The organism is Cronobacter sp. 153480017-3 (assembly GCF_053627815.1).
In genome coordinates, this window is the sequence record NZ_JBSEYN010000004.1 from 237935 (window position 1) to 261771 (window position 23837).

Genomic DNA, 23837 nt, shown 5'->3' on the forward strand with positions numbered 1-23837 from the left:
TACAATCAGGCTGTTGGGTCTTGATTGCAGCCTCCCCCGAGGTTAAATGGAATTAACTTAGGGGGGCATTCATCTGACCAGCCTTTGCATCATGCCCAAGCCAGCCAGCCTGAGCACCCGCGCGCTATATTATCCGCAACCGTCTTATTAATAATTACGTGACCGCGTAATAACCCTTCGCTTTTTGTATTATGATAATAAAATAAGAATTCAACGTAGCGAAAATCGCTATAAAAAAACCCGCCAACGGCGGGTTTTTTATTATTAACGGAACACGTTACTGCAGCAGGGAAATATCCGCCACTTGCAGGAACAGTGCACGTAATTTTGACAGTAGCGTCAGACGATTAATACGCACCTGCGCATCGTCCGCATTAACCATCACTTTTTCGAAGAACTCATCCACCGGCTCGCGCAGCTGCGCCAGTTCGACCAGCGCTTCCTGGTAGCGGCCTTCCGCGAACAGCGGCTGCAGCTTGTCGCGCATTACAGCTACCTGCAGCGCCAGACGAATTTCCGGATCTTCTTTCAGCACCGACGCATGAACTTCATCGTTCAGCGGCTCGGTGGCTTTCGCGAGAATGTTGGAAACGCGTTTGTTCGCTGCGGCCAGCGCCACGGCTTCATCGAGCGAACGGAAGTGCGATACCGCCTTCATGCGGGCATCGAAATCCGCCGGGCGGGTCGGACGATTCGCCAGCACCGCCTGAATGGTGTCGACGCTGTAGCCTTCATCCTGATACCAGGCGCGGAAGCGGCCCAGCATAAAGTCCACGACATCATCCACCACTTTCGCGTTGGTCAGCTTGCTGCCGTACAGGCGCACCGCTTCTTCCGTCAGGGTTTGCAGATCGAGCGGCAGGTTTTTCTCAACGATGATACGCAGCACGCCAAGGGCAGCGCGGCGCAGCGCGAACGGGTCTTTATCGCCTTTCGGATGCTGACCGATACCGAAAATCCCGGCCAGCGTATCCATTTTATCGGCAATCGCAACGGCGCACGCCACCAGGCTTGACGGCAGCGCATCGCCTGCAAAGCGCGGCATGTACTGCTCGTTCAGCGCTACCGCAACGTCTTCAGACTCGCCATCATGACGCGCGTAGTGCATGCCCATGACGCCCTGGGTGTCGGTAAACTCAAACACCATATTGGTCATCAGATCGCATTTGGAAAGCAGACCCGCGCGCGTCGCGTGGTTCACATCCGCGCCGATCTGGCTCGCAATCCAGCCGGAGAGCGCCTGAATGCGGTCGGTTTTGTCGCGCAGCGTGCCGAGCTGTTGCTGGAACAGCACGGTTTCGAGACGCGGCAGGTGATCTTCCAGACGTTTTTTGCGGTCGGTGTTGAAGAAGAATTCCGCATCCGCCAGACGCGGACGCACCACTTTTTCGTTACCGGAGATAATCTGGCGCGGATCTTTGGACTCGATATTCGCCACAAAGATAAAGTTCGGCAGCAGCTTGCCGTCGGTGCCGTAGACCGGGAAATATTTCTGGTCGCCTTTCATGGTATAGACCAGCGCTTCCGCCGGCACCGCCAGGAATTTCTCTTCGAATTTCGCGGTCAGTACCACCGGCCATTCCACCAGCGAGGTGACTTCTTCAAGCAGGCTGTCGCTCAGATCGGCATTGCCGCCAATTTTCGCCGCTGCGGCTTCGGCGTCCTGCTGAATTTTGGCTTTACGCGCGTTATAGTCGGCGATGACTTTGCCGCGCTCCAGCAGGATCTGCGGGTACTGATCGGCGTGGTCGATAGTGAATTCCGGCTCGCCCATAAAGCGATGACCACGGATCACGCGGTCGGACTGAATACCAAGAATAGTCGCCGGCAGCACTTCATCGTCCAGCAGCAGCGTTATGGTATGAACCGGGCGTACGAACTGCACGTCGGACGCGCCCCAGCGCATCAGTTTCGGAATCGGCAATTTAGACAGCGCGGTGCTCACCATGCTCGGCAGCAGCGCCTGCGCGCTTTCGCCTTTCACATGGGCGCGATACATCAGCCACTCGCCTTTGTCGGTGACCAGACGCTCCGCCTGATCGACAGTAATGCCGCAGCCGCGCGCCCAGCCTTCCGCCGCTTTGCTCGGGTTGCCCTCTGCGTCAAACGCCGCAGAGACCGCCGGGCCACGTTTTTCGACTTCGCGATCCGGCTGAGACGCCGCCAGATTCGCCACTTTCAGCGCCAGACGACGCGGCGCCGCAAACCAGCTCACGATGCCGTGGGTCAGGCCCGCCGCGTCCAGTTCAGCAGTAAAGTTCGCAGCGAAGGATTCCGCCAGGCTGCGCAGGGCTTTTGGTGGCAGCTCTTCAGTGCCAATCTCCACCAGAAAAGTTTTCTCAGACATGGCAGCCTCTTATTTATTTCTGTTGCACATCGGGAAGCCCAGCGCCTCGCGGGAGGCGTAGTAGGCTTCGGCCACGGCTTTGGTCAGCGTGCGGATACGCAAAATGTAGCGCTGGCGCTCGGTCACCGAGATAGCCTTGCGCGCGTCCAGCAGGTTGAAGCTGTGGGCGGCTTTCAGAATACGTTCATAAGCAGGCAGCGGCAGGGGGTTTTCCAGCGCCAGCAGCTGTTGAGCTTCTTTTTCGTACTGCTCAAAGCAGGTGAACAGGAAATCCACGTCGGCGTATTCGAAGTTATAGGTGGATTGCTCCACTTCGTTCTGATGGAACACGTCGCCGTAAGTGGTTTTGCCAAGCGGGCCATCGCTCCAGACCAGGTCATAAACGCTGTCCACGCCCTGAATGTACATGGCGAGACGCTCGAGGCCGTAAGTGATTTCACCGGTCACCGGTTTGCACTCCAGGCCGCCGACCTGCTGGAAGTAAGTGAACTGCGTTACTTCCATGCCGTTCAGCCACACTTCCCAGCCGAGGCCCCAGGCGCCGAGCGTCGGGTTTTCCCAGTTGTCTTCGACGAAGCGAATATCATGAATGGTCGGGTCCATACCCAGCTCTTTAAGCGACCCCAGGTACAGCTCCTGAATATTGTCCGGCGACGGCTTGATGATCACCTGGAACTGGTAGTAGTGCTGTAAACGGTTGGGGTTTTCGCCGTAGCGGCCATCGGTCGGGCGGCGGGAAGGCTGAACATAAGCGGCCGCGATCGGCTCCGGGCCCAGCGCCCGCAGGCAGGTCATCGGGTGGGAGGTGCCGGCGCCGACTTCCATGTCCAGAGGTTGAACGATGGTGCAGCCCTGACGAGCCCAGTAATCCTGTAAGGTCAGGATCAGGCCCTGAAAGGTCCTGGTATCAAACTTTTGCATATGATTTCGCACGCGATACGAGTGGGTTTATTTGGAAGCGGTCAGTATACCCGTTGACCGCCAGATATACAGCCTCAATCCACGACCAAAAGCGGGCGGTTGACGCGCGGTTGCGCCATTAACGCATGGAAAGGTGTAAAAATTGACCGTTCGCGTCGAAAGAGCAGGTAAAGCCCTCTTCACGCGCCGTATAGCCGCGCATTTCATAGCTTCCCTGATACGCCTCGAAACCGTTGACGGTGATGTTCTGCGCATCGGTATTGTAGCGATGAGCGGCTTTTGCTTTACACTGCTGCTCCATTTCCAGCGAGTGCGGCGCGCTGACACGTCCTTTTTGCGCATGCTGCGGATGCGCGTCCTCGTGACTGCAACCGGCCAGCGCGCCTGTGAACAGCACCAGCCAAAGCGTGCGGGGCAACAGCCTCGTCATAGTTTGTTATCTCCATGTTAAAATGACGACCAAAGCGCGGGTGACCGCAGCGGACAAAGGGCGTGCATTCTGCGAAATCGCCCTAAGGCTGACAACGGGCCGCCCTGAAACTCAGATTGTTCCGTGGAGCAGGATCCAGAATCAGGAAGTCACACTGCTGATAATTAAAGATGGTACAGAGGAACTGATGCAGCAAAAAATTCACTGGATAGACAATCTGCGCGCGATAGCCTGTCTGATGGTCATCATGATCCACACGACGACCTGGTATATTACTAATCCTTCAATGGTCAGCCCGCTAAACTGGGATTTCGCCAACCTGCTGAACTCTGCGTCGCGCGTCAGCGTACCGCTGTTTTTTATGATTTCAGGGTACCTGTTTTTCGGCGAACGCAGCGCCGGGCAGCGGCATTTTCTGCGCATCGCGCTCTGCCTGGTTTTTTACAGCGCCATGGCGCTCGCCTATATCGCGCTACTGACGCCAATTAATGGTGAGCTTTCGCTTAAACTGTTGTTACAAAAGCCCGTTTTCTACCATTTATGGTTTTTCTTCGCCATTATCGTCATTTATCTGTTGTCGCCGCTGATAAGCGTAAAGCGTCTCGATGGCCGGACGGCGCTGGCGCTTATCGTCCTGCTGGGTGTGGTGGCAAATCCCAATACCGTGGCGCAAAAGTTCGACGGCGTGCAGTGGCTGCCGGTGAATCTCTATATCAATGGCGATACGTTTTATTACGTGCTGTATGGGTTGATGGGCCGTGCCATCGGGATGATGGAAACGGAGCAGCGCCCCGTAAGCCTGCTGGCGGGTATCGTGCTGGCGGTCAGTACCGTGTCGATTGCGAGCGGCACCCATCAGGCGCTGCAAAGCCACGGCAACTTCGCCGACACCTTTTATCTTTACTGCGGCCCGCTGGTGCTGATCGCCGCGTTAAGCCTGCTGGTACTGGCGAAAAATACACTCAACCGCGACATTGCGCCGCTCGCGTTTATCGCACGTTATTCGCTGGGCATTTACGGCTTCCATGCGCTGATCATTCATTTTCTGCGCACGCGGCATATTGAATTTACGGCATGGCCGGCGCTGGATATCGCCTGGATTTTCAGTATGACGCTGGCGGGTAGCCTGGCGCTGGCCGCGCTGTTGCAGCGCGTCGACCGCCATCGACTCGTCAGTTAACGGCACGCGATCGGGCGCGCTGAAACTGCCGGGCGGATGAAAACCCGGCAGCGACGGCCGCCTGCTCCGCGCCCTGCCCCTGCAATAAACACTGGCTGGCAAACGCCACGCGTAGCTGTTCCAGATAATCACGAACGCTGATCCCCAGATGCTCTTTAAACAGTCGTGTGAGATGACGCGGGCTGACGTGTACACGCGCGGCAATCTCCGTCAGGCTCCATGCCGCCTGCGGATTTGCTGCCAGCAAATCCTGCGCGCGATGCACGGCGGGGTGTAAATGATTCCGGTAACGCAGCCACGGCGAGAGCTGCGGATCGTCGCCGGAGCGGCGAAACCAGACCACCATTTCACGCGCCACGTCAAGCGCCGCGCGCGGCCCGCACAGGCGATGGATCAGGTGCAGGCTTAAATCGATGCCGGACGTAATGCCGGCGCTGGTCCAGATGCCCCGATCTTCCACAAAAATGCGGTTATCGCGCACCTGCGCGCCGGGAGCGGCCGCTTTCAGGCGCGCCAGTACGTCATGGTGCGTGGTGCATTCAACGCCATGCAGCAGACCGGCTTTCGCCGCCAGCAGCGAGCCCGAGCAGACGCAGATAAGCGTAAGCTGCTGGCTGTGGATCAGCGGCTGAAGCCGCATCAGCCAGTTGCGGGCGGCCAGCGCCTGCGGCGTAGAAAACCAGCGACTGGAATCAGCGACACCCGGCAAGACGAGCAGGCTGCCTGGCGGCAATGTTTCCGGCAGCGGCGCGATACCCGCCACCTGTAAGCCGGTCGACATCACGACTCGCTCTTCAGGCCCGATGTAATTGAGGCTGAAGGCGTCACCCGCAAGCGCGAGCGTCTCCGCCGGGCCTGTTAAATCGAGCGCCATGACGCCAGGCAACACCACAAACCAGACAGGAATGGTCATCCCAAAGACTCCAGACATTGCGCCACGCTGCTAATCGTCGCAAAACGCCCCGCCAGCACCGTTTCGGTACGGTGGCGTAATGCGTCCACGTCCAGCGTCACACCTTTCCAGGTCATCGGAAACGTCAGCGTCGCTTCGCTGACAAACGTCACCCGATAACCCAGATCAGAGGCGACCCGCGTTGTGGTTTCGCAGCACTGTTCGGTACGGATACCGCAGATAATCAGGTGGTTAATATCTCTTTGGCGTAGCCATAAATCCAGCCCGGTGTCGGTAAATGCGTTATGGACATGCTTATGGAATGTCACGGCGGCGTTATGGCGCAGGAAAGGCATCGGCGTTACAAAGCCCGATTCAAGCGTAAACAGTTCGTCCTCATCGACATGAAAGATATCGACAACCGGGATATTGCGCGCTTCACAGCCCGCAATAAGCGTGTTGATAGCCTCGCAAAACGCTGGAAAATCGTCTTCACGCCAGTAGCTGCGGTGAAAGAAGGACTGTTGAGTATCGATATTGATCAGTGCGGTACGCGTCATTTCAGGACACCTGTTCGAGTGGGGTTGAACCCTATTCTCACAGGCATGAGTGACGCCGGGCAGACCAGAAAAGGACAAAAAACGGGTGTTTCAGGACGGCTTTCTGAACACCCGTTTTTGGTTATGACATCAACGGCAGTAGCTGCTGGTAGAGCTTACGGAAGGTTTCACGCTGCTCGCCATAACGCTGATGGCGCACCGCATCCGGCTGATGCTGCTGTTCCAGCGCAAGCGGTGGAAGTAGATCGGTTAGCACACGCTGCGGTGAGAGCGCAATCTGCGCAAGTCTTGCCGCGCCGAGCGCCGGGCCGACATCGCCGCCGGTCCGGTAATCCAGTGGCACGCCGCTGATATCCGCCAGCATTTGCCGCCAGTACGCGCTGCGCGCGCCGCCACCAATCAGCGTAACGCTTTGTGGTGTCACCCCGCACGCATGCACAACATCCATGCCGTCTGCCAGCGCATAACCCACGCCTTCCAGCACCCCGCGCGCCAGTTCGGCAGGCCCATGCTCGTGCGTCAGCCCAAAAAACACCCCCTTCGCCAGCGGATTGTTGTGGGGCGTGCGCTCACCGGAGAGATACGGCAGGAACCAGACAGCGCCTGCGTCTTCACGCGCGCTTTGCGCCGCGGTAAGCAGCGCCGGTACGCTTCCCGCGCCGGTAAGCCTTGCCGCCCAGTCGAGGCACGACGCGGCGCTCAGCATCACTGACATCAAATGCCAGCGCGCCGGTAAGGCATGGCAGAAACTGTGCACCGCGCTTTCAGGGTTTGCCCGAAAGCCGTCGCTGACCGCAAAGTAAACGCCGGATGTGCCAAGCGACAGCATCGCCTGGCCCGGTTCGGCAAGACCAACGCCCACCGCACCCGCGGCGTTATCGCCGCCGCCTGCCACCACCGGCACCGCATTCATGCCCCACGCCCGGGCAACGTCATCTTTCAGCTCGCCCGTAATTTCACTGCCTTCAAACAGCGCTGGCATATGCTCGCGTTGCAGATGGCACGCCGCCAGCATGGCATCGCTCCAGTCGCGCTGTGCCACGTTCAGCCACATCGTGCCGGCCGCATCGGACATGTCGCTCGCGAATACACCGGTCATACGCAGCCGCAGGTAATCTTTAGGGAGCAGCACTTTGTCGGTTTGCCTGAAAATGTCCGGCTCGTGACGCGCCACCCACAGTAGTTTTGGCGCGGTGAAGCCGGGCATCATAAGATTGCCGGTAATTTCACGCGAATCGGGGACGTTTTCTTCAAGGATGGCGCACTCCTGCGCGCTTCGCCCGTCATTCCAGAGTATTGCCGGGCGTAAAATCCGCTGGTGTTTATCAAGCAGCGTCGCGCCATGCATCTGTCCGCTCAAGCCAATCGCTTTCACGTCTCGCAGGCTGTGCTGCGCGCCCAGCGCTTGCATAGCCCGGTCAGTCGCCTGCCACCAGCTTTCGGGATCTTGCTCCGACCACAACGGATGCGGACGAGCGACCTGCAACGCTTCGCTGTGCGAAGCGACAAGTGCTCCCTGCTCATCCAGCAGAATAACTTTTACCCCTGAAGTCCCAAGGTCGATCCCGATATACATAGCCGCTCCCGTGCAGAACGCCGCCCGAAGGCAGCGCAATGCGTTTACTTATCAAACAGATAATAATTGACCAGGTTTTCCAGCTGTTCCTGGTGTCCGCTCTGATGCTGCGGCGCCAGATTATGCTGCTCGGCGTACTGTGCCAGTTCAGCCAGTGACATCTGCCCTTTGAGGATCTGCTGACCAAGCTCGCCGTTCCAGCCGGCATAACGGCGGGCGACGCGTTTATCCAGCTCGCCCTCTTCGAGCATTTTCGCCGCGACTTTCAGCGACAGCGCCATCGTATCCATCGCACCGATATGACCATAGAACAGATCATATTTATCGGTGCTCTGACGGCGCACTTTGGCGTCAAAATTCAGCCCACCGGTCGTGAAGCCACCCGCTTTGAGGATTTCATACATCACCAGGGCGTTCTCTTCGACACTGTTCGGGAACTGATCGGTATCCCAGCCGAGTTGCGGATCGCCGCGATTCGCATCCACCGAGCCAAACAGACCAAGCGCGATGGCGCTGGCAATCTCATGGTGGAAAGAGTGGCCCGCAAGCGTAGCGTGGTTGGCCTCGATGTTAAGCTTAATCTCTTTCTCAAGGCCGAACTGTTTCAGGAAGCCATACACGGTCGCCGCGTCGTAGTCATACTGATGTTTGGTCGGTTCCTGCGGTTTCGGCTCGATAAGCAGCGTACCGCGAAAACCGGTTTTGTGTTTATGCTCGACCACCATCTGCATAAAGCGGCCAAGCTGTTCACGCTCCTGGCGCAAATCGGTATTGAGCAGCGTTTCGTAGCCTTCACGCCCGCCCCACAGCACATAGTTTTCACCGCCCAGTTGATGTGTCGCGTTCATGGCGGTGACCACCTGCGTGGCTGCCCAGGAGAAGACTTCCGGGTCTGGGTTGGTGGCGGCGCCTGCGCCGTAGCGCGGGTGGGTAAAGCAGTTGGCGGTGCCCCACAGCAGCTTCACGCCGCTCTCCTGTTGCTTCTGCGCCAGCACTTCTACCATCTGGGTGAAGTTATTCAGGTACTCCTTAAGCGACGCGCCTTCCGGCGATACGTCAACGTCATGGAAGCAGTAGTAAGGCACGTTGAGCTTGTGGAAAAACTCAAAGGCCACGTCGGCTTTGCGTTTCGCGAGGCTCAGCGCGTCGCCTGCTTGCTGCCACGGGCGTTCAAACGCGCCAACACCAAACATATCCGAGCCGTTCCAGCAGAACGTGTGCCAGTAGCAGGCAGCGAAACGCAGATGGTCTTCCATACGCTTGCCGGCAACCAACTCGTCAGGATTGTAATGGCGGAATGCCAGGGGATTCGTGGTTTTCGGGCCTTCATAACGCACACGTTCAAGTTGGTCGAAATAAGTCGGCATAATTAACTCCGTAATCAGGGCTGTTCCAGCGAGAATAAATTAATCCTGGAATTTACTTTCCCTTTGCTCAATTACGTTATTTCACACTGCGATTAAGAGAATGCACAAATGTGCGCTGGCTCGCAAAAACCAAGTTAGTTCCTTTCAATATTGCATTGCGCGATAAATTCCATTTTATTTGTGAAAGTTTTGGATTTAACATTAGAAATCCGATCGGCGTCATAAAATCAGAAATAAACAAAAAAACGTAACCCGAAGATTAAAATCTGTAATTGATCGCCAGCCTTTCCGCGCTAAAAATTCCTGCGTCCGTAAGTATGAATGTCCGTTTCGTCCCCGATGAATTAAGCCCATTCGTAACACTGGAACAGGTATAAAAATCATGAAAATAAAGCAGCTTATTCTTACCCTGTGCGCGTCGCTGGTGTTGACCAGCTTCAGCGGCATCGCAAAAGACGTCAAAATTGGCATGGCGATCGACGACCTGCGCCTTGAGCGCTGGCAGAAAGATCGCGACATTTTCGTCAGTAAAGCAGAGTCACTGGGTGCCAAAGTGTTTGTGCAGTCGGCGAACGGCAATGAAGAAACCCAAATGTCGCAGATTGAAAACATGATCAACCGCGGCGTTGATGTGCTGGTCATTATTCCCTACAACGGGCAGGTATTAAGTAACGTTGTCGCCGAGGCAAAGCGAGAAGGAATTAAAGTGCTGGCCTATGATCGTATGATCAATAATGCCGATATCGATTTCTATATTTCTTTCGATAATGAGAAGGTAGGCGAACTCCAGGCGCAAAGCCTGGTCGACAAGGTGCCGCAAGGGAATTATTTCCTGATGGGCGGCTCGCCGGTCGATAATAATGCGCGCCTGTTCCGTGATGGCCAGATGAAAGTTCTTAAGCCGTTTATTGATAGTGGGAAAATAAAAGTCGTCGGCGATCAGTGGGTAGATGGCTGGCTACCAGAAAATGCGCTGAAAATTATGGAAAACGCGCTGACCGCGAACAATAACAAAATCGATGCTGTGGTGGCCTCTAATGACGCGACCGCAGGCGGTGCTATTCAGGCGCTGAGCGCGCAAGGCCTTGCCGGGAAAGTGGCTATTTCTGGTCAGGATGCCGACCTTGCCGGAATCAAGCGCATCATCGCTGGCACACAGACCATGACGGTCTATAAACCGATCACTCAGCTTGCTAATACGGCCGCAGAAGTCGCGGTGGAGCTTGGCAACGATAAGCAGCCTAAATCCGACGCCACACTTAATAACGGGCTGAAAGAAGTGCCTGCGCGCCTGTTAACCCCCATCAAGGTGGATAAATCCAATATTGAATCCACCGTCATTAAAGACGGCTTCCATAAGAAGAGCGAACTGTAATCCCACGGCGTTTACGGTTCGCCGTAAACGCCAGTGACGCCCTCCGACCAGTGCAGGCGGACTTGTTATGCCTTATTTACTCGAAATGAAAAATATCACCAAAGCCTTCGGCGCCGTTAAAGCGGTCGATAACGTGTCGCTCGCGCTGGCACCAGGCGAGGTGATGTCGCTGTGCGGTGAAAACGGCTCCGGCAAATCAACGCTGATGAAAGTGCTGTGCGGGATCTATCCCTGGGGCAGCTATGAAGGCGAAATCACGTTTGCCGGTGAGCCGCTCAAGCCAGCCCATATCCGTGATACCGAGCGCAAAGGGATAGCGATTATTCACCAGGAACTGGCGCTGGTAAAAAATCTGACGGTGCTGGAGAACATCTTCCTCGGTGCGGAAATCACGCGCCACGGCGTGCTGGATTACGACGCCATGACGGTGCGCTGCGAAAAACTGCTGGCGCAGGTGAGCCTGTTTGTTTCTCCGCATACCCGAACGGGCGATCTCGGCCTTGGCCAGCAGCAACTGGTGGAGATCGCGAAAGCACTGAATAAACAGGTGCGTCTGCTGGTGCTGGATGAGCCTACGGCATCACTCACCGAGCAGGAGACTGCGCTGTTGCTGGATATCATTCGCGATCTTCAGCAGCACGATATCGCCTGCATTTACATCTCCCACAAACTAAACGAAGTAAAAGCGATATCCGACACCATTTGCGTCATCAGGGATGGCAAACCGGTCGGCACACGCCCGGCTGCGCAAATGAGTGAAGAAGAGATCATCTCCATGATGGTAGGCCGCGAACTGACGGCCCTCTACCCGAGCGAGCCTCATACGCCTGGTGATGAAATCCTGCGTGTGGAAAACCTGACGGCCTGGCACCCGGTGAACCGCCATATCAAGCGCGTCAGCGATCTCTCATTTTCGCTGCGTCGTGGTGAAATTCTTGGCATTGCGGGGCTGGTCGGTGCCGGGCGTACCGAGGCGATGCAGTGCCTGTTCGGCGTCTGGCCTGGACGCTGGCAGGGCGACATTTTTATCGACGGCAAGCCGGTGTCGCTTCGCAACTGCCAACAGGCCATCGCCCACGGGATCGCGATGGTGCCGGAGGATCGCAAAAAAGATGGCATTGTGCCGGTGATGGCGGTTGGGCAGAACATTACGCTCGCCGCGCTGGATGAGTTCAGCGGGCCGCTCAGTGCGCTGGATGCAGCGGCGGAACAGCAGTGCATTCTTGATTCGCTACAGCGCCTGAAAGTGAAAACCGCGTCGCCGATGCTGGCGATAGGCCGCCTGAGCGGCGGCAATCAGCAAAAAGCGATTCTCGCGCGCTGCCTGCTGCTTAATCCACGCATTCTTATCCTCGATGAACCCACGCGCGGCATTGATATCGGTGCCAAATATGAAATCTACAAACTCATTCACCAGCTGATGCAGCAGGGTATCGCCGTCATTGTTATCTCATCGGAACTGCCGGAAGTGCTCGGTCTGAGCGACCGGGTGCTGGTGATGCATGAAGGCCGACTCAAAGCCAATCTCGTTAACCGCCATCTCACACAAGAACAGGTGATGGAAGCCGCCCTGAGGAGCGATCGCCATGTCGAAAAGCAACCCGTCTGAAATCAAGCTGGCCGCGCCATCGGCCTCTTCGCCGGTCTCATTCCGCGCGCTGAATAAAATTAACGTTCAGGTTTTTGTGATGATCGCGGCCATCGTGGTCATTATGCTGTTCTTCACTTTCATGACCGACGGCGCGTACCTGAGCGCCCGTAATATCTCAAACCTGCTGCGCCAGACCGCGATTACCGGCATTCTGGCGGTCGGGATGGTCTTCGTTATTATTTCCGCAGAAATCGATCTTTCTGTCGGTTCAATGATGGGTCTGCTGGGCGGGGCAGCGGCGATTTTTGACGTCTGGCTGGGCTGGCCGCTGCCGCTGACGATTGTCGTCACGTTACTGCTCGGCCTGCTGCTGGGCGCATGGAACGGCTGGTGGGTCGCTTACCGCAAAGTCCCGTCGTTTATTGTCACCCTGGCGGGAATGCTCGCGTTTCGCGGCGTGCTGATAGGCATCACCAACGGCACGACGGTGTCGCCCACAAGCCCTGCGATGTCGCAGATTGGCCAGAGCTATCTGCCGGGCGGCGTCGGCTTTGCAATCGGCGCGCTCGGGCTGGCGCTGTTTATTTTCTGGCAGTGGCGCGGTCGGATGCGTCGTCAGGCGCTCGGGTTGACCTCAACGCCTTCCAGTGCCGTTGTCAGCAAGCAGGCGCTGACGGCGGTGATTGTGCTGGGTGCCATCTGGCTGCTGAATGATTATCGCGGCGTGCCCACACCAGTGCTCATCCTCACGTTCCTTCTGCTGGCAGGCATGTTTATGGCGCTCCATACGGCGTTTGGTCGCCGCATATACGCCATCGGCGGCAATATCGACGCCGCACGGCTTTCCGGCATTAACGTGGAGCGTACTAAACTTGCAGTGTTTGCGATAAACGGTGTGATGGTCGCGATCGCCGGGCTCATTTTAAGCTCGCGCCTCGGAGCCGGGTCACCTTCGGCCGGGAATATCGCCGAACTGGACGCCATCGCCGCCTGCGTTATCGGCGGCACAAGCCTTGCGGGCGGCGTCGGGAGCGTCGCGGGCGCGGTGATGGGCGCATTTATTATGGCATCACTTGATAACGGCATGAGCATGATGGACGTGCCCACCTTCTGGCAATACATCGTCAAAGGGGCCATTTTGCTGCTGGCGGTCTGGATGGATTCCGCGACGCGCCGACGCGCATAAACATAACCTGCAATGGATCACATTGCAGGTGCGCGGTTATCCTGCCTCGCGGGATATGTGTTATTCAAACAACAGGTTCAAGGCCGGATACTGACACTATGTTTGAAAAGCGTCATCGCATTACGCTGCTGTTCAATGCCAACAAAGCTTATGACCGTCAGGTGGTTGAAGGCGTTGGTGAGTACTTGCAGGCTTCACAATCAGAGTGGGATATCTTCATGGAAGAGGATTTCCGCACCCGGATTGAGAATATTAAAGAGTGGCTGGGCGATGGAGTCATCGCCGATTTTGACGACCCGGAAATCGAGCAGTTGCTAAAAGATGTCGAGGTGCCGATCGTCGGCGTCGGCGGCTCTTATCACCGGCCCGAGCACTACCCGCCAGTGCACTACATCGCGACAGACAACTACGCGCTGGTCGAAAGCGCGTTTTTACATCTCAAAGAGAAAGGCGTTCACCGCTTTGCCTTTTATGGACTCCCCTCGTCCAGCGGCAAGCGCTGGGCCGCCGAGCGCGAGCATGCGTTTAGCGAACTGGTCGCGCGTGAGAAATACCGTGGCGTGATTTATCAGGGGCTGGAGACCGCGCCGGAGAACTGGCAACACGCCCAGAACCGGCTTTCTGATTGGCTCCAGACGTTGCCGCCGCAGACCGGCATTATCGCCGTGACGGATGCCCGTGCCCGCCATCTGCTTCAGGTATGCGAGCATTTACATATTCCGGTGCCGGAGAAACTGTGCGTTATCGGCATTGATAACGAAGAGCTGACCCGCTATCTCTCCCGGGTGGCGCTCTCTTCTGTGGCGCAAGGCACGCGCCAGATGGGATATCAGGCCGCGAAGCTGCTGCATCGCCTGCTGGATAATGAAAACCTGCCGCTCCAGCGTGTTCTGGTGCCGCCCGCGCGTGTAGTGGAGCGGCGCTCTACGGATTACCGCTCGCTGCACGATCCCGCCGTCATTCAGGCGATGCACTACATTCGCAATCACGCCTGTAAAGGGATCAAAGTCGAACAGGTGCTTGATGCTGTAGGGATTTCCCGTTCTAACCTGGAGAAGCGCTTTAAAGAAGAAGTCGGCGAAACTATTCACGCCGTGATCCATGCGGAGAAGCTGGAAAAAGCGCGCAGCCTGCTGATTTCTACCTCATTGAGCATTAACGAAATTTCACAGATGTGCGGCTATCCGTCGCTGCAATATTTCTATTCGGTATTCAGGAAAGAGTATGACACCACGCCGAAGGAGTATCGCGACAGATTCAGTGAGGTGATGATATAGCGTGCGCGGCAGTTTAACGTAAAAACGTTAAGCGACGCTTATGCTGGCAGGCGTTAATAGTGTCTGGATACAACGCTGCGCAAAGCAATAAAAAACGTCTTCCGAAGAAGACGTTTTTTGTGCCTGAGCCATCACAGCTGTTAATTAATTGGTTGCCAGCAGGTGCTGATTATCCTGATACATGGCAAACAGATAATTGTTATAGCTTTTCCCTTTAGTGGAATAGCCTTTCAGCTTATGGATCATATTACTGGCCGTCACTTCCTGATCCGCTTTACGCAGTTGCAGACGCGATTTGCGGAAAGAAGCATAAGCCGGATGCGTATTCAGATTCACCGCATAGGCATTAACGGATTCTTTAACGGAGTTAAAGTGAGAATACCCTTTCACTTTGCCTGGTTCGTTATTACAACGCTTGCTGGCGCATTTCATGCCAAACAAGTTGTTGTTATTACGGGCAAGTTTCGAGGTTCCCCAGCCGCTTTCCGCCGCCGCCATGGTCGCGACCATGCTGGCAGGAATAATATCTACGCGCTCAAACAGCGTATTCCACGGTACGCGGCGCGTGTTGCCATTCCATTTTACCTTGTAGCGCTTCGCGATATCTTTCAGGCGCGCGCGTTCAGCAGGCGACCACTGGGCGTCATACTGCTTTGAAATAAGCCAGTTACGCTCAGCGGAAATAGCCGCATTCTGGCTGGTAATGTAAGGCATGACGGTCCGGAGAAACGCTTTTTTCCGTGGTGTTCCGGAAGGGTATTTTCGCAAATCAGGCAGTGAACCACTTATTACACTATTGCGAGAATACTCTTTTTTACTGCTTGCCAGTTTTTTACCGCTTGTCTTTGTAACGTGTACTGTGTGGCTCTTTTTCGTTGTGTGCTGCGTTGCCAGCACTTCACCCGAAAATGCCAGGGTGGCTAACATACACAACGCCGCCCCTAATCGTCGAATTGAAGTCGATATCATCAGGTCTCCTGGTCGGATTTAAGCATTCCAACACCTTATTATTTAATTGGATTTAAGAAAGTAATCTTAAATCCTATCAAAAATACCGTTTTGGATCATCTAAAGAAATAAGTCGATTCTGAATTCGCGGCGCTTGCAGGCAGTTTAACTCGCTGAAAATAAACATTAAAAAATGCCATTTTTAGCATTTAATGCTGGCGTTGAAACGACGCGGCTCAGCCTCCCGTTTCCTCCCCTTTCACTGCCGCTTAAGGATGAGGAATTCCTTATATCGCCATGCGACACTGAACAAAAATCGCACAGGATGCATATAATGAACCTCTCCCCTCTCGCACTATTGCTGCTGCCGTGCATCGCGCTCGCGCAGTGGTCCGCTCCCGACCTGCCTGCGTTTCAGGAAAAAACCCCCGGCGTGTTTATAAGCCAGGGGCCGCTGGCGAAAGGCACGCAGCCGCTGCGCCTGACGATGGACAACGCCTGCTGGCAACCTGCCGGGCCTGTCAAACTGAATCAGATGCTCTCACTGACGCCATGCGTTGACCCGGCCCCCGAATGGCGACGCTTTCGCGACGGCAATTACAAGGTACAGATAGACACGCGATCCGGCACGCCGACCCTGATGTTAAGCGTCGAGCAGGAAGCGCAAAAGGCGGTCGCGGAAGTGACACGCCAGTGCCCGAAATGGGACGGCAAACCGCTCACGGTCTCCGTTAAAGAGACGTTCCCGGAAGGCAGCGTGGTGCGCGACTTCTACAGCGGCAATACCGCCACGGTCACGCAGGGGCAAATCACGTTGACGCCCGCGCCCGGCAGCAACGGGCTTCTGCTGCTGGAGCGCGCAGAATCCCCTTCGCAGGCCGCGTTCAACTGGCATAACGCCACCGTCTATTTCGTCCTGACCGATCGCTTTGTGAACGGCGACCCGACCAATGACAACAGCTATGGCCGCCATAAAGACGGCATGCAGGAGATTGGCACGTTTCACGGCGGCGATCTCAAAGGGCTGACCAGCAAACTGGATTATCTGCAAACGCTCGGCGTCAACGCGCTATGGATAAGCTCGCCGCTGGAGCAGATCCACGGCTGGGTCGGCGGCGGTACCAAAGGCGATTTCCCACATTATGCCTACCACGGGTACTACCCGCAGGACTGGACGAAACTGGATGCCAACATGGGCACGCCGGACGACTTACGCCGTCTGGTCGATGAAGCGCACCGACGCGGCATTCGTGTTTTATTCGACGTGGTGATGAACCACACGGGCTACGCCACGCTCGCCGATATGCAGCAATTCCAGTTTGGCGCGCTCTACCTCAAAGGCGACGAGCTGAAAAAGACGCTTGGTGAAAACTGGACCGACTGGCGCCCTGGCGCAGGGCAGAACTGGCACAGCTTCAATGACTATATTAATTTCAGCGATAAAGCCGCCTGGGAAAAATGGTGGGGTAAAACGTGGATCCGCACGGATATCGGCGATTACGACAGCCCCGGCTTTGACGATCTCACGCTCTCGCTCACCTTTTTACCGGACCTGAAAACAGAATCGACACAGCCCTCCGGCCTGCCAAACTTTTACCAGCACAAGCCGGATACCGCGGCGCAGCTTATCGACGGTGCCACCCCACGCGATTACCTGACACGCTGGCTCAGCCAGTGGGTGCGCGATTACGGTATCGACGGTTTCCGCGTGGATACGGCAAAACATGTTGAACTGGCCGCCTGGCAACAGCTGAAAAACGAGGCCAGCGCGGCGCTCGTCGAATGGAAAGCCAAAAACCCGGATAAAAAGCTTGATGACGCGCCGTTCTGGATGACCGGCGAGGCCTGGGGTCACGGCGTGATGCAGAGCGATTACTACCGCCACGGTTTCGACGCGATGATTAATTTCGATTACCAGGAGCAGGCCGCGAAAGCCGCCGACTGCTTCGCGAATATCGATATGGTCTGGCAGCAGATGGCGGAAAAACTCCAGGGGTTCAATGCGCTGAGCTACCTCTCCTCGCACGATACCCGGCTGTTTCGCGAAGGCGGGCCGCGGGCGGCAGAATTACTTTTGCTCACACCCGGCGCGGTACAGATTTTTTACGGCGACGAAAGTGAGCGGCCTTTCGGGCCAACCGGCTCCGATCCACTCCAGGGCACACGATCCGATATGAACTGGCAGGATCTCAACGGTAAAAGCGCGGCGACGCTCGCGCACTGGCAAAAGCTCGGGCAGTTTCGCGCGCGTCACCCGGCCATCGGCGGCGGCAAGCAGACGACGCTGTCACTGAAACAGGGCTATGGGTTTATCCGCCAGCAGGGTGACGATACCGTTATGGTCGTCTGGGCTGGCCAGCAGTAATCACCAGGCGGCGTGTCTTCGGGCGCGCCGCCTCGTTATCCAGCATATAATGCTACGTGCTGTCAGCATCGAAACATTTTGCATCAGAAAAGCACCTGCCCGCCGATTTGCACCCGCCATCCTGTAGCGCTATGGTTAGCCTCTTTTTAAAAGAATGCGACAGACAGACCGCTATGACGTTTTCACTTTTCGGCGACAAATTTACCCGCCATGCAGGCATTACGCGCCTCATGGAAGATCTCAACGACGGATTACGCACCCCCGGCGCTATCATGCTTGGCGGCGGAAACCCGGCGCAAATCCCGGCGATGAACCACTATTTCCAGGAACTGCTGGCATCGATGCTTGAAAGCGGCAAAGTGACTGATGCGCTTTGCAATTATGATGGCCCGCGCGGAAAAAGTGAGCTCCTGGTAGCCCTGGCGGGCATGTTGCGAAAAGAGTTTGGCTGGGATGTCGAACCACAGAATATTGCGCTGACAAATGGCAGCCAGAGCGCATTTTTCTACTTGTTTAACCTGTTTGCCGGCCGCCAGGTGGATGGCACGTCGAAAAAAGTGCTGTTCCCGCTGGCGCCTGAATACATCGGCTATGCGGATTCCGGGCTTGAGGAAGACTTGTTCGTCTCCGCGCGCCCGAATATCGAACTGCTGCCGGAAGGCCAGTTTAAATATCATGTGGATTTCGAGCATCTGCATATCGGCCCGGAAACCGGCATGATCTGCGTATCGCGCCCAACCAACCCGACCGGCAACGTGATCACCGACGACGAGCTGATTAAGCTCGACGCGCTCGCCAACCAGCACAACATTCCGCTGGTGATCGATAACGCTTACGGCCTGCCATTCCCGGGCATTATCTTTAGCGAGGCGCGCCCGCTCTGGAACCCGAATATCATTCTGTGCATGAGCCTCTCCAAGCTCGGCCTGCCGGGCAGCCGCTGCGGCATTATCATTGGCAATGAAAAAGTGATCTCGGCCATCAGCAACATGAACGGAATAATCAGTCTGGCGCCGGGCGGCATCGGGCCTGCGATGGCCTGCGAGATGATTAAGCGCAACGATCTGCTGCGTCTGTCTCAGGAGGTGATAAAACCCTTCTATCAGCAGCGCGTTCAGGAGACGATTGCCATCATTCGCCGTTATCTGTCGCCGGAGCGCTGCCTCATTCACAAGCCTGAAGGCGCGATTTTCCTGTGGCTCTGGTTTAAAGATTTGCCGATCACCACCGAGCTCCTCTATCAGCGCCTGAAAAAACGCGGCGTGCTGATGGTGCCGGGCGATTTCTTCTTCCCGGGGCTGGATAAGCCGTGGCCGCACACCCACCAGTGCATGCGCATGAATTATGTGCCGGAGCCGGAGAAAATCGAGGCGGGCGTGAAAATCCTGGCGGAAGAGATTGAGCGCGCCTGGCAGGAAGCGGGCCAGTAACGCAGCCTTAGAGAAAACGCCGCCTGCTGGCGGCGTTTTTGTTTCTCAGAGCGTGATGATAAACGCTCGCGCCTCACGCTCCGGCGTCACCACAACACCCCATTCGCTGCCCACGCTGTTACCGCCATCAACGCTCGTAACCTGCTGAATATTACGCAGGCAGAGTGTCCAGCCGGTCGCGTGACCGCTCCCTTCGACCGTAATCCGTTTGCCCTCGCGCTTCACGCACAGCGTAAAGGTCGTCTCGCCATTCGCGGCAGGCACCTCACAGCGCGCTTCAGCGCCGTCCGCCAGGTTAAACAGCTGGAACGCCGTGCCCTCATGCCACACGTAATCGGGCCTCTGATCGTTATTCCCGAGCGCCAGCAGCGTATTGTCGCGCACATACACCGGCAGGCTCAGAAAATCGTGACGCTGCCTGTGCCAGCGCCCACCGTCCAGCTCATCGTTATGCCACAGATGCGTCCAGCGCCCTGGCGGCAGATAAAACGCCACGTCGCCCGACTCGCTGAAAACCGGCGCGACCAGCACGCTGTCGCCAAGCATATACTGGCGGTCGAGGTAGTCGCAGGCCGGGTCGTCCGGAAACTCCAGCATCATGGCGCGCATGACGGGCGTACCGCGCTCGTGCGCTAACACCGACTGGCGATACAGATAAGGCATCAGGCGGCACTTCAGTTGTGTAAAGTGACGCACCACATCGCAGGCTTCGTCGTCATACGCCCACGGCACGCGATACGATTTGCTGCCATGCAGGCGGCTGTGGCTGGAGAGCAGCCCAAACGCGCACCAGCGTTTGTAGACATGCGCAGGCGCGGTGTTTTCGAATCCGCCGATGTCATGGCTCCAGAAGCCGAAGCCGGAAAGGCCAATGGAGAGGCCGCCGCGCAGGCTTTCCGCCATCGATTCATAGTTGGCGTAACAGTCGCCGCCCCAGTGCACCGGGAACTGCTGCGCGCCGACGGACGCCGAGCGGGCAAACAGCACCGCGTCTTGCTCGCCCACGGTGCCTTTCAGCACATTCCAGACCAGCTCGTTATAAATGAAGGCATAGTGATTGTGCATTTTTTGCGGATCAGCGCCGCTATGCCACACCACATCGGTGGGTATGCGCTCGCCGAAATCGGTTTTGAAGCAGTCAACGCCCATCCCGACCAGCCGTTTCAGGTGGCCTGCGTACCAGTCACACGCCGCCGGGTTGGTGAAATCAACAATCCCCTGCCCTGGCTGCCATTTGTCCCACTGCCACACGGCACCATCAGGCCGCTTCAGCAGGTAGCCCTTCTCCATGCCTTCGCGAAACAGTGGTGATTTCTGGCCGATGTAAGGATTTATCCAGACGCAGATTTTCAGGCCGCGCGCCTTCAGGCGTTTAAGCATGCCTTCAGGGTCCGGGAATGTCGCCGGGTCCCACTCGAAATCGCACCACTGGAAGGCTTTCATCCAGAAGCAGTCGAAGTGAAAGACATGCAGCGGCAGTTCGCGCTCCGCCATGCCGTCGATAAACCGGTTCACGGTCTCTTCGTCATAGTTAGTGGTAAACGAGGTGGTCAGCCACAGTCCGAACGACCAGGCGGGCGGCAGCGCCGGACGCCCAGTAAAGCGGGTATAACGGTCCAGCACCGCTTTTGGCGTCGGGCCGTCGATAACGAAATATTCCAGATATTCACCCGCCACGCTGAACTGCACTTTCGAGACTTTCTCCGAGGCGACTTCAAAAGAGACGCACTCCGGGTGGTTCACCAGCACGCCATAACCACGGTTGGTCAGGTAAAAGGGAATATTTTTATAGGCCTGCTCTGTGCTGGTGCCGCCGTCGCGGTTCCAGGTTTCCACCGTCTGGCCGTTTTTGACCAGAGCGGTAAACCGCTCGCCGAGCCCATAAACCGTTTCGCCGACGCCGAGATCCAGCCGCTCGAACATGTAGCTGCCGCCGGTGTTGCTATCCTGCACATAGCCGTTGTTCTTCACCTGGCTGCCGGTAATGCGCTCGCCGTCGCGCAGAAAATCGAGCGCCCAGTTCTCGCCTTTGGTCACCCGCACGCTGAGCGCGCCGCTTTGCAGCTCCGCGTAGCGGTCCGTGTCACGTAGCTCAACAGGCACCTGCGCTTGCGCATTGAGCGGATAACGCGGGCCGCGGTCTGGCACGCCCTGAAAATGTTCGATACGCACGCCAATGATTCCCTCCTGCGGCGAGAAAAATCGCAGGGTAAAAAGCGGTGTATCGAGCTGTCCGGCGCGTTCGCGCACGTCGCGCGGCGCGGCATAAACCACCATTTCGCCGTCGCGCTGCTCAACATCGAATACCTGAACGGGATGCAGCAGGCTTAAACCCGGCTGAATCAGCCAGTTTCCGTCATTGATTTTCATGGCTTACCCCTTCGATTTCTGGAATGTCTTACTGACCGGCAATGTTTCAAATTCCCGCTGGTTATGACGCGCGCTCTTCGCCAGCTCCGCAAGAATGTTTTTCAAAAATGGTGTTTTCAGCGTGTAGTAACGCTTCGCGATGATGGCGCTCAGCACGTAGCAGATGCCCGGCGCGAGCGTGAAGAGCGAAACGATGATGGTGAGCGTGGTGCTGTTCTGGGTTTTCGCGGCGGCGTCATAGCCGCCACCTGCCAGCATCCAGCCAATCAGCGCGCCGCCCAGCGCCAGGCCGAGCTTCAGCACAAACAGCGTGCCTGCGAAGCTAATCCCGGTGAGACGTTTACCGTTGCGCCATTCGCCATAATCGACCGTATCGGACATCATGACCCACTGAATGGGTGTCACCAGCTGATGCAGGACGCCAATAACGAAGATAAAAACGAACATAACGACGGTGGCGCTCATTGGCACGAAGAACATGGCGATACTCAGCACGGCCAGCGCGGCGTTAGTCCACCAGAAAACACTGACCTTGCACTTCCAGTCCGTCAGCGGTTTGGCAAGCGCGCTGCCAAAAAGATTGCCGACGCAGTAAAGGCCGAGGAACCAGGAGAAGAGCGCGGCATCGCCCATAATCCAGGTGACGTAATACATCATTGCCCCGCCACGCACGCAGACGGCGAGGATATTGAGAATGGTCAGCACGCCCACGACGCGCCACTGATCGTTTTGCAGGATATCGCGCAGGTCTTCACGCATGGTGGAAGTATTCGGCGGCGCCTCGACGCGTTCTTTAGTGGTGAAGAAGCAAAACGCGAGCATCAGAAACGCCACGGCGGCAAGCACCGCAATCCCTGCCTGAAAGCCGAACGCTTTATCTTCGCCGCCGAAAAAATTCACCAGCGGCATCATCAGTACCGTCGATAGCATGCCGCCCGCCGTCGCCAGCACAAAGCGCCAGGATTGCAGCGAAATACGCTGCTGCGGATCGCTGGTAATCACGCCACCCAGCGCGCAGTAAGGAATGTTCACGACCGTGTACATCAACGTGAGCAGCGTATAAGTGACAGCGGCGTAGATCATTTTGCCGCTAAGACTGAGCTCCGGCGTGCTGTAGGCGAACACGCACACCACGCCGAATGGCAGCGCGCCAAATAGCACCCACGGGCGGAATTTGCCCCAACGGCTGCGGGTGCGGTCGGCGATAAGTCCCATCGCCGGATCGGAGATGGCATCAAGCGCGCGGGCCAGTAAAAACATCGTGCCGACAAACCCGGCGGGAATGCCGAAGATGTCGGTGTAGAAAAACATCATGTAAAGCATGACGTTATCAAAAACAATATGGCTTGCGGCATCTCCCATGCCGTAGCCAATCTTCTCCTTCACGGAAAGCGCTTGCTCACTCATTCGGTGGTCCTCCGGCGATACGCGAAATTTCACTTAAGTTTTTAGCGCCGTTCGGAACCGCCAGAAATTCTGTTTTCTGGTTATTTATTTATGATTCTTACTTTCTGTGATCGCGATAACCTGCTGATGCAACGAATGAATAATTCTTGTGGCCCGTAACAACGGAAAAACACTTAAGCAAAACCGCATAACGGGCATCGGAAGGGCGAAAAAAGAGTGTGGCGGGGGTATTGGTAAGCGTCTGAAACGCGCCTATAATGCGCCGGCCTCCATGTAGCAATGCAGGCGCGGAAGATCGTCGTCTCCGGTGAGGCGGCTGGACTTCAAATCCAGTTGGGGCCGCCAGCGGTCCCGGGCAGGTTCGACTCCTGTGATCTTCCGCCAAAGTTGCTCCGCACCCATCCGAGAAAGTCTAAAAAACTCTATACGTTGTGCATTAATCAACGGAGAACAGGTCAGATTTTTTTATTACTGCGCCCTAACCAGAGTGAACATCAACCTATTTTCTTGCTAACATGATGAAAGTACAAAACAAAAGCATCAATTGAGCATTTTGTAGATAAAACTTTTTAGCATGAAAGTGATCAAACCGCTCAGGGCTCAAAGCGGACGTTA

General features: G+C 56.4%; 17 protein-coding genes and 1 tRNA gene. 8 read left to right on the forward strand and 10 right to left on the reverse strand.

The genetic code is table 11. The annotated features are described in order from the left end of the window. Positions 1-277: 277 nt before the first annotated feature. From glyS to ACUW6V_RS11890, 3 genes are all read right to left on the reverse strand, one after another. Positions 278-2347, reverse strand: coding sequence for a glycine--tRNA ligase subunit beta (glyS, locus tag ACUW6V_RS11880; protein WP_454038385.1), 2070 nt, complete (start codon positions 2345-2347; stop codon positions 278-280). A 9-nt stretch (positions 2348-2356) separates the two neighbouring features. Next, complete coding sequence (glyQ, locus tag ACUW6V_RS11885) at positions 2357-3268, reverse strand: glycine--tRNA ligase subunit alpha (protein WP_004387598.1); 912 nt, start codon at positions 3266-3268, stop codon at positions 2357-2359. Positions 3269-3386: 118 nt separating this feature from the next. After that, positions 3387-3698, reverse strand: coding sequence for a YsaB family lipoprotein (locus ACUW6V_RS11890; RefSeq protein WP_032987601.1), 312 nt, complete (start codon positions 3696-3698; stop codon positions 3387-3389). Between the two features lie 187 nt (positions 3699-3885). Here ACUW6V_RS11890 and ACUW6V_RS11895 point away from each other — a divergent pair, with 187 nt between their 5' ends. Further along, positions 3886-4878: an acyltransferase gene (locus ACUW6V_RS11895; protein ID WP_454038386.1), complete on the forward strand. Its 993-nt coding sequence runs from the start codon at positions 3886-3888 to the stop codon at positions 4876-4878. Here the strand turns inward: ACUW6V_RS11895 and ACUW6V_RS11900 are convergent. The 4 genes from ACUW6V_RS11900 to xylA all read right to left on the reverse strand — a co-directional run bounded on the left by ACUW6V_RS11900 (position 4871) and on the right by xylA (position 9273). Further along, positions 4871-5791 carry a GlxA family transcriptional regulator gene (locus ACUW6V_RS11900; RefSeq protein ID WP_454038387.1) on the reverse strand — a complete coding sequence of 307 codons (921 nt, stop codon included), beginning with the start codon at positions 5789-5791 and terminating at the stop codon, positions 4871-4873. The two genes, ACUW6V_RS11895 and ACUW6V_RS11900, sit on opposite strands and share 8 nt — an antisense overlap. Beyond that, entirely contained in the window at positions 5788-6330 is a 543-nt protein-coding gene (locus tag ACUW6V_RS11905; protein WP_007779341.1) for an isochorismatase family protein, read from the reverse strand. The genes ACUW6V_RS11900 and ACUW6V_RS11905 overlap by 4 nt, the downstream gene beginning before the upstream one ends. Positions 6331-6451: 121 nt before the next feature. Then, complete coding sequence (gene xylB / locus ACUW6V_RS11910; protein ID WP_454038388.1) at positions 6452-7906, reverse strand: xylulokinase; 1455 nt, start codon at positions 7904-7906, stop codon at positions 6452-6454. A 44-nt stretch (positions 7907-7950) separates the two neighbouring features. Continuing rightward, positions 7951-9273, reverse strand: coding sequence for a xylose isomerase (gene xylA, locus ACUW6V_RS11915; RefSeq protein ID WP_454038389.1), 1323 nt, complete (start codon positions 9271-9273; stop codon positions 7951-7953). Between the two features lie 382 nt (positions 9274-9655). Here xylA and xylF point away from each other — a divergent pair, with 382 nt between their 5' ends. The 4 genes from xylF (at position 9656) to xylR (ending at position 14702) form a co-directional block, all read left to right on the forward strand. Next, entirely contained in the window at positions 9656-10648 is a 993-nt protein-coding gene (gene xylF, locus ACUW6V_RS11920; RefSeq protein WP_004387592.1) for a D-xylose ABC transporter substrate-binding protein, read from the forward strand. A 67-nt stretch (positions 10649-10715) separates the two neighbouring features. After that, positions 10716-12257, forward strand: coding sequence for a xylose ABC transporter ATP-binding protein (locus tag ACUW6V_RS11925; RefSeq protein WP_454038390.1), 1542 nt, complete (start codon positions 10716-10718; stop codon positions 12255-12257). Continuing rightward, positions 12235-13425, forward strand: coding sequence for a xylose ABC transporter permease XylH (gene xylH, locus ACUW6V_RS11930; protein WP_085661511.1), 1191 nt, complete (start codon positions 12235-12237; stop codon positions 13423-13425). The genes ACUW6V_RS11925 and xylH overlap by 23 nt, the downstream gene beginning before the upstream one ends. Before the next feature lie 98 nt (positions 13426-13523). Further along, positions 13524-14702, forward strand: coding sequence for a D-xylose utilization transcriptional activator XylR (gene xylR, locus ACUW6V_RS11935; RefSeq protein WP_004387589.1), 1179 nt, complete (start codon positions 13524-13526; stop codon positions 14700-14702). Between the two features lie 144 nt (positions 14703-14846). Here the strand turns inward: xylR and ACUW6V_RS11940 are convergent, their stop codons facing one another. After that, positions 14847-15671: a protein bax gene (locus ACUW6V_RS11940; RefSeq protein ID WP_071601437.1), complete on the reverse strand. Its 825-nt coding sequence runs from the start codon at positions 15669-15671 to the stop codon at positions 14847-14849. Positions 15672-15984: 313 nt separating this feature from the next. Here ACUW6V_RS11940 and ACUW6V_RS11945 point away from each other — a divergent pair, with 313 nt between their 5' ends. Together ACUW6V_RS11945 and avtA are read left to right on the forward strand one after the other, a co-directional pair. Beyond that, positions 15985-18015 carry an alpha-amylase gene (locus tag ACUW6V_RS11945; protein ID WP_454038391.1) on the forward strand — a complete coding sequence of 677 codons (2031 nt, stop codon included), beginning with the start codon at positions 15985-15987 and terminating at the stop codon, positions 18013-18015. A gap of 173 nt (positions 18016-18188) precedes the next feature. After that, complete coding sequence (avtA, locus tag ACUW6V_RS11950; protein ID WP_041460656.1) at positions 18189-19445, forward strand: valine--pyruvate transaminase; 1257 nt, start codon at positions 18189-18191, stop codon at positions 19443-19445. A 45-nt stretch (positions 19446-19490) separates the two neighbouring features. Here the strand turns inward: avtA and yicI are convergent, their stop codons facing one another. Next, the gene (yicI, locus tag ACUW6V_RS11955; protein WP_454038392.1) at positions 19491-21815 is read right to left on the reverse strand and encodes an alpha-xylosidase; all 2325 of its coding nucleotides are present in this window, start codon (positions 21813-21815) and stop codon (positions 19491-19493) included. A gap of 3 nt (positions 21816-21818) precedes the next feature. Continuing rightward, a complete protein-coding gene (locus ACUW6V_RS11960) occupies positions 21819-23222 on the reverse strand; it encodes a glycoside-pentoside-hexuronide family transporter (RefSeq protein WP_454038393.1) in 1404 nt (467 codons plus the stop codon). 289 nt (positions 23223-23511) lie between these two features. Between ACUW6V_RS11960 and ACUW6V_RS11965 the strand changes: the two genes are divergently transcribed. Next, a tRNA-Sec gene (locus ACUW6V_RS11965) sits at positions 23512-23606 on the forward strand. The last annotated feature ends 231 nt before the right edge of the window (positions 23607-23837 follow it).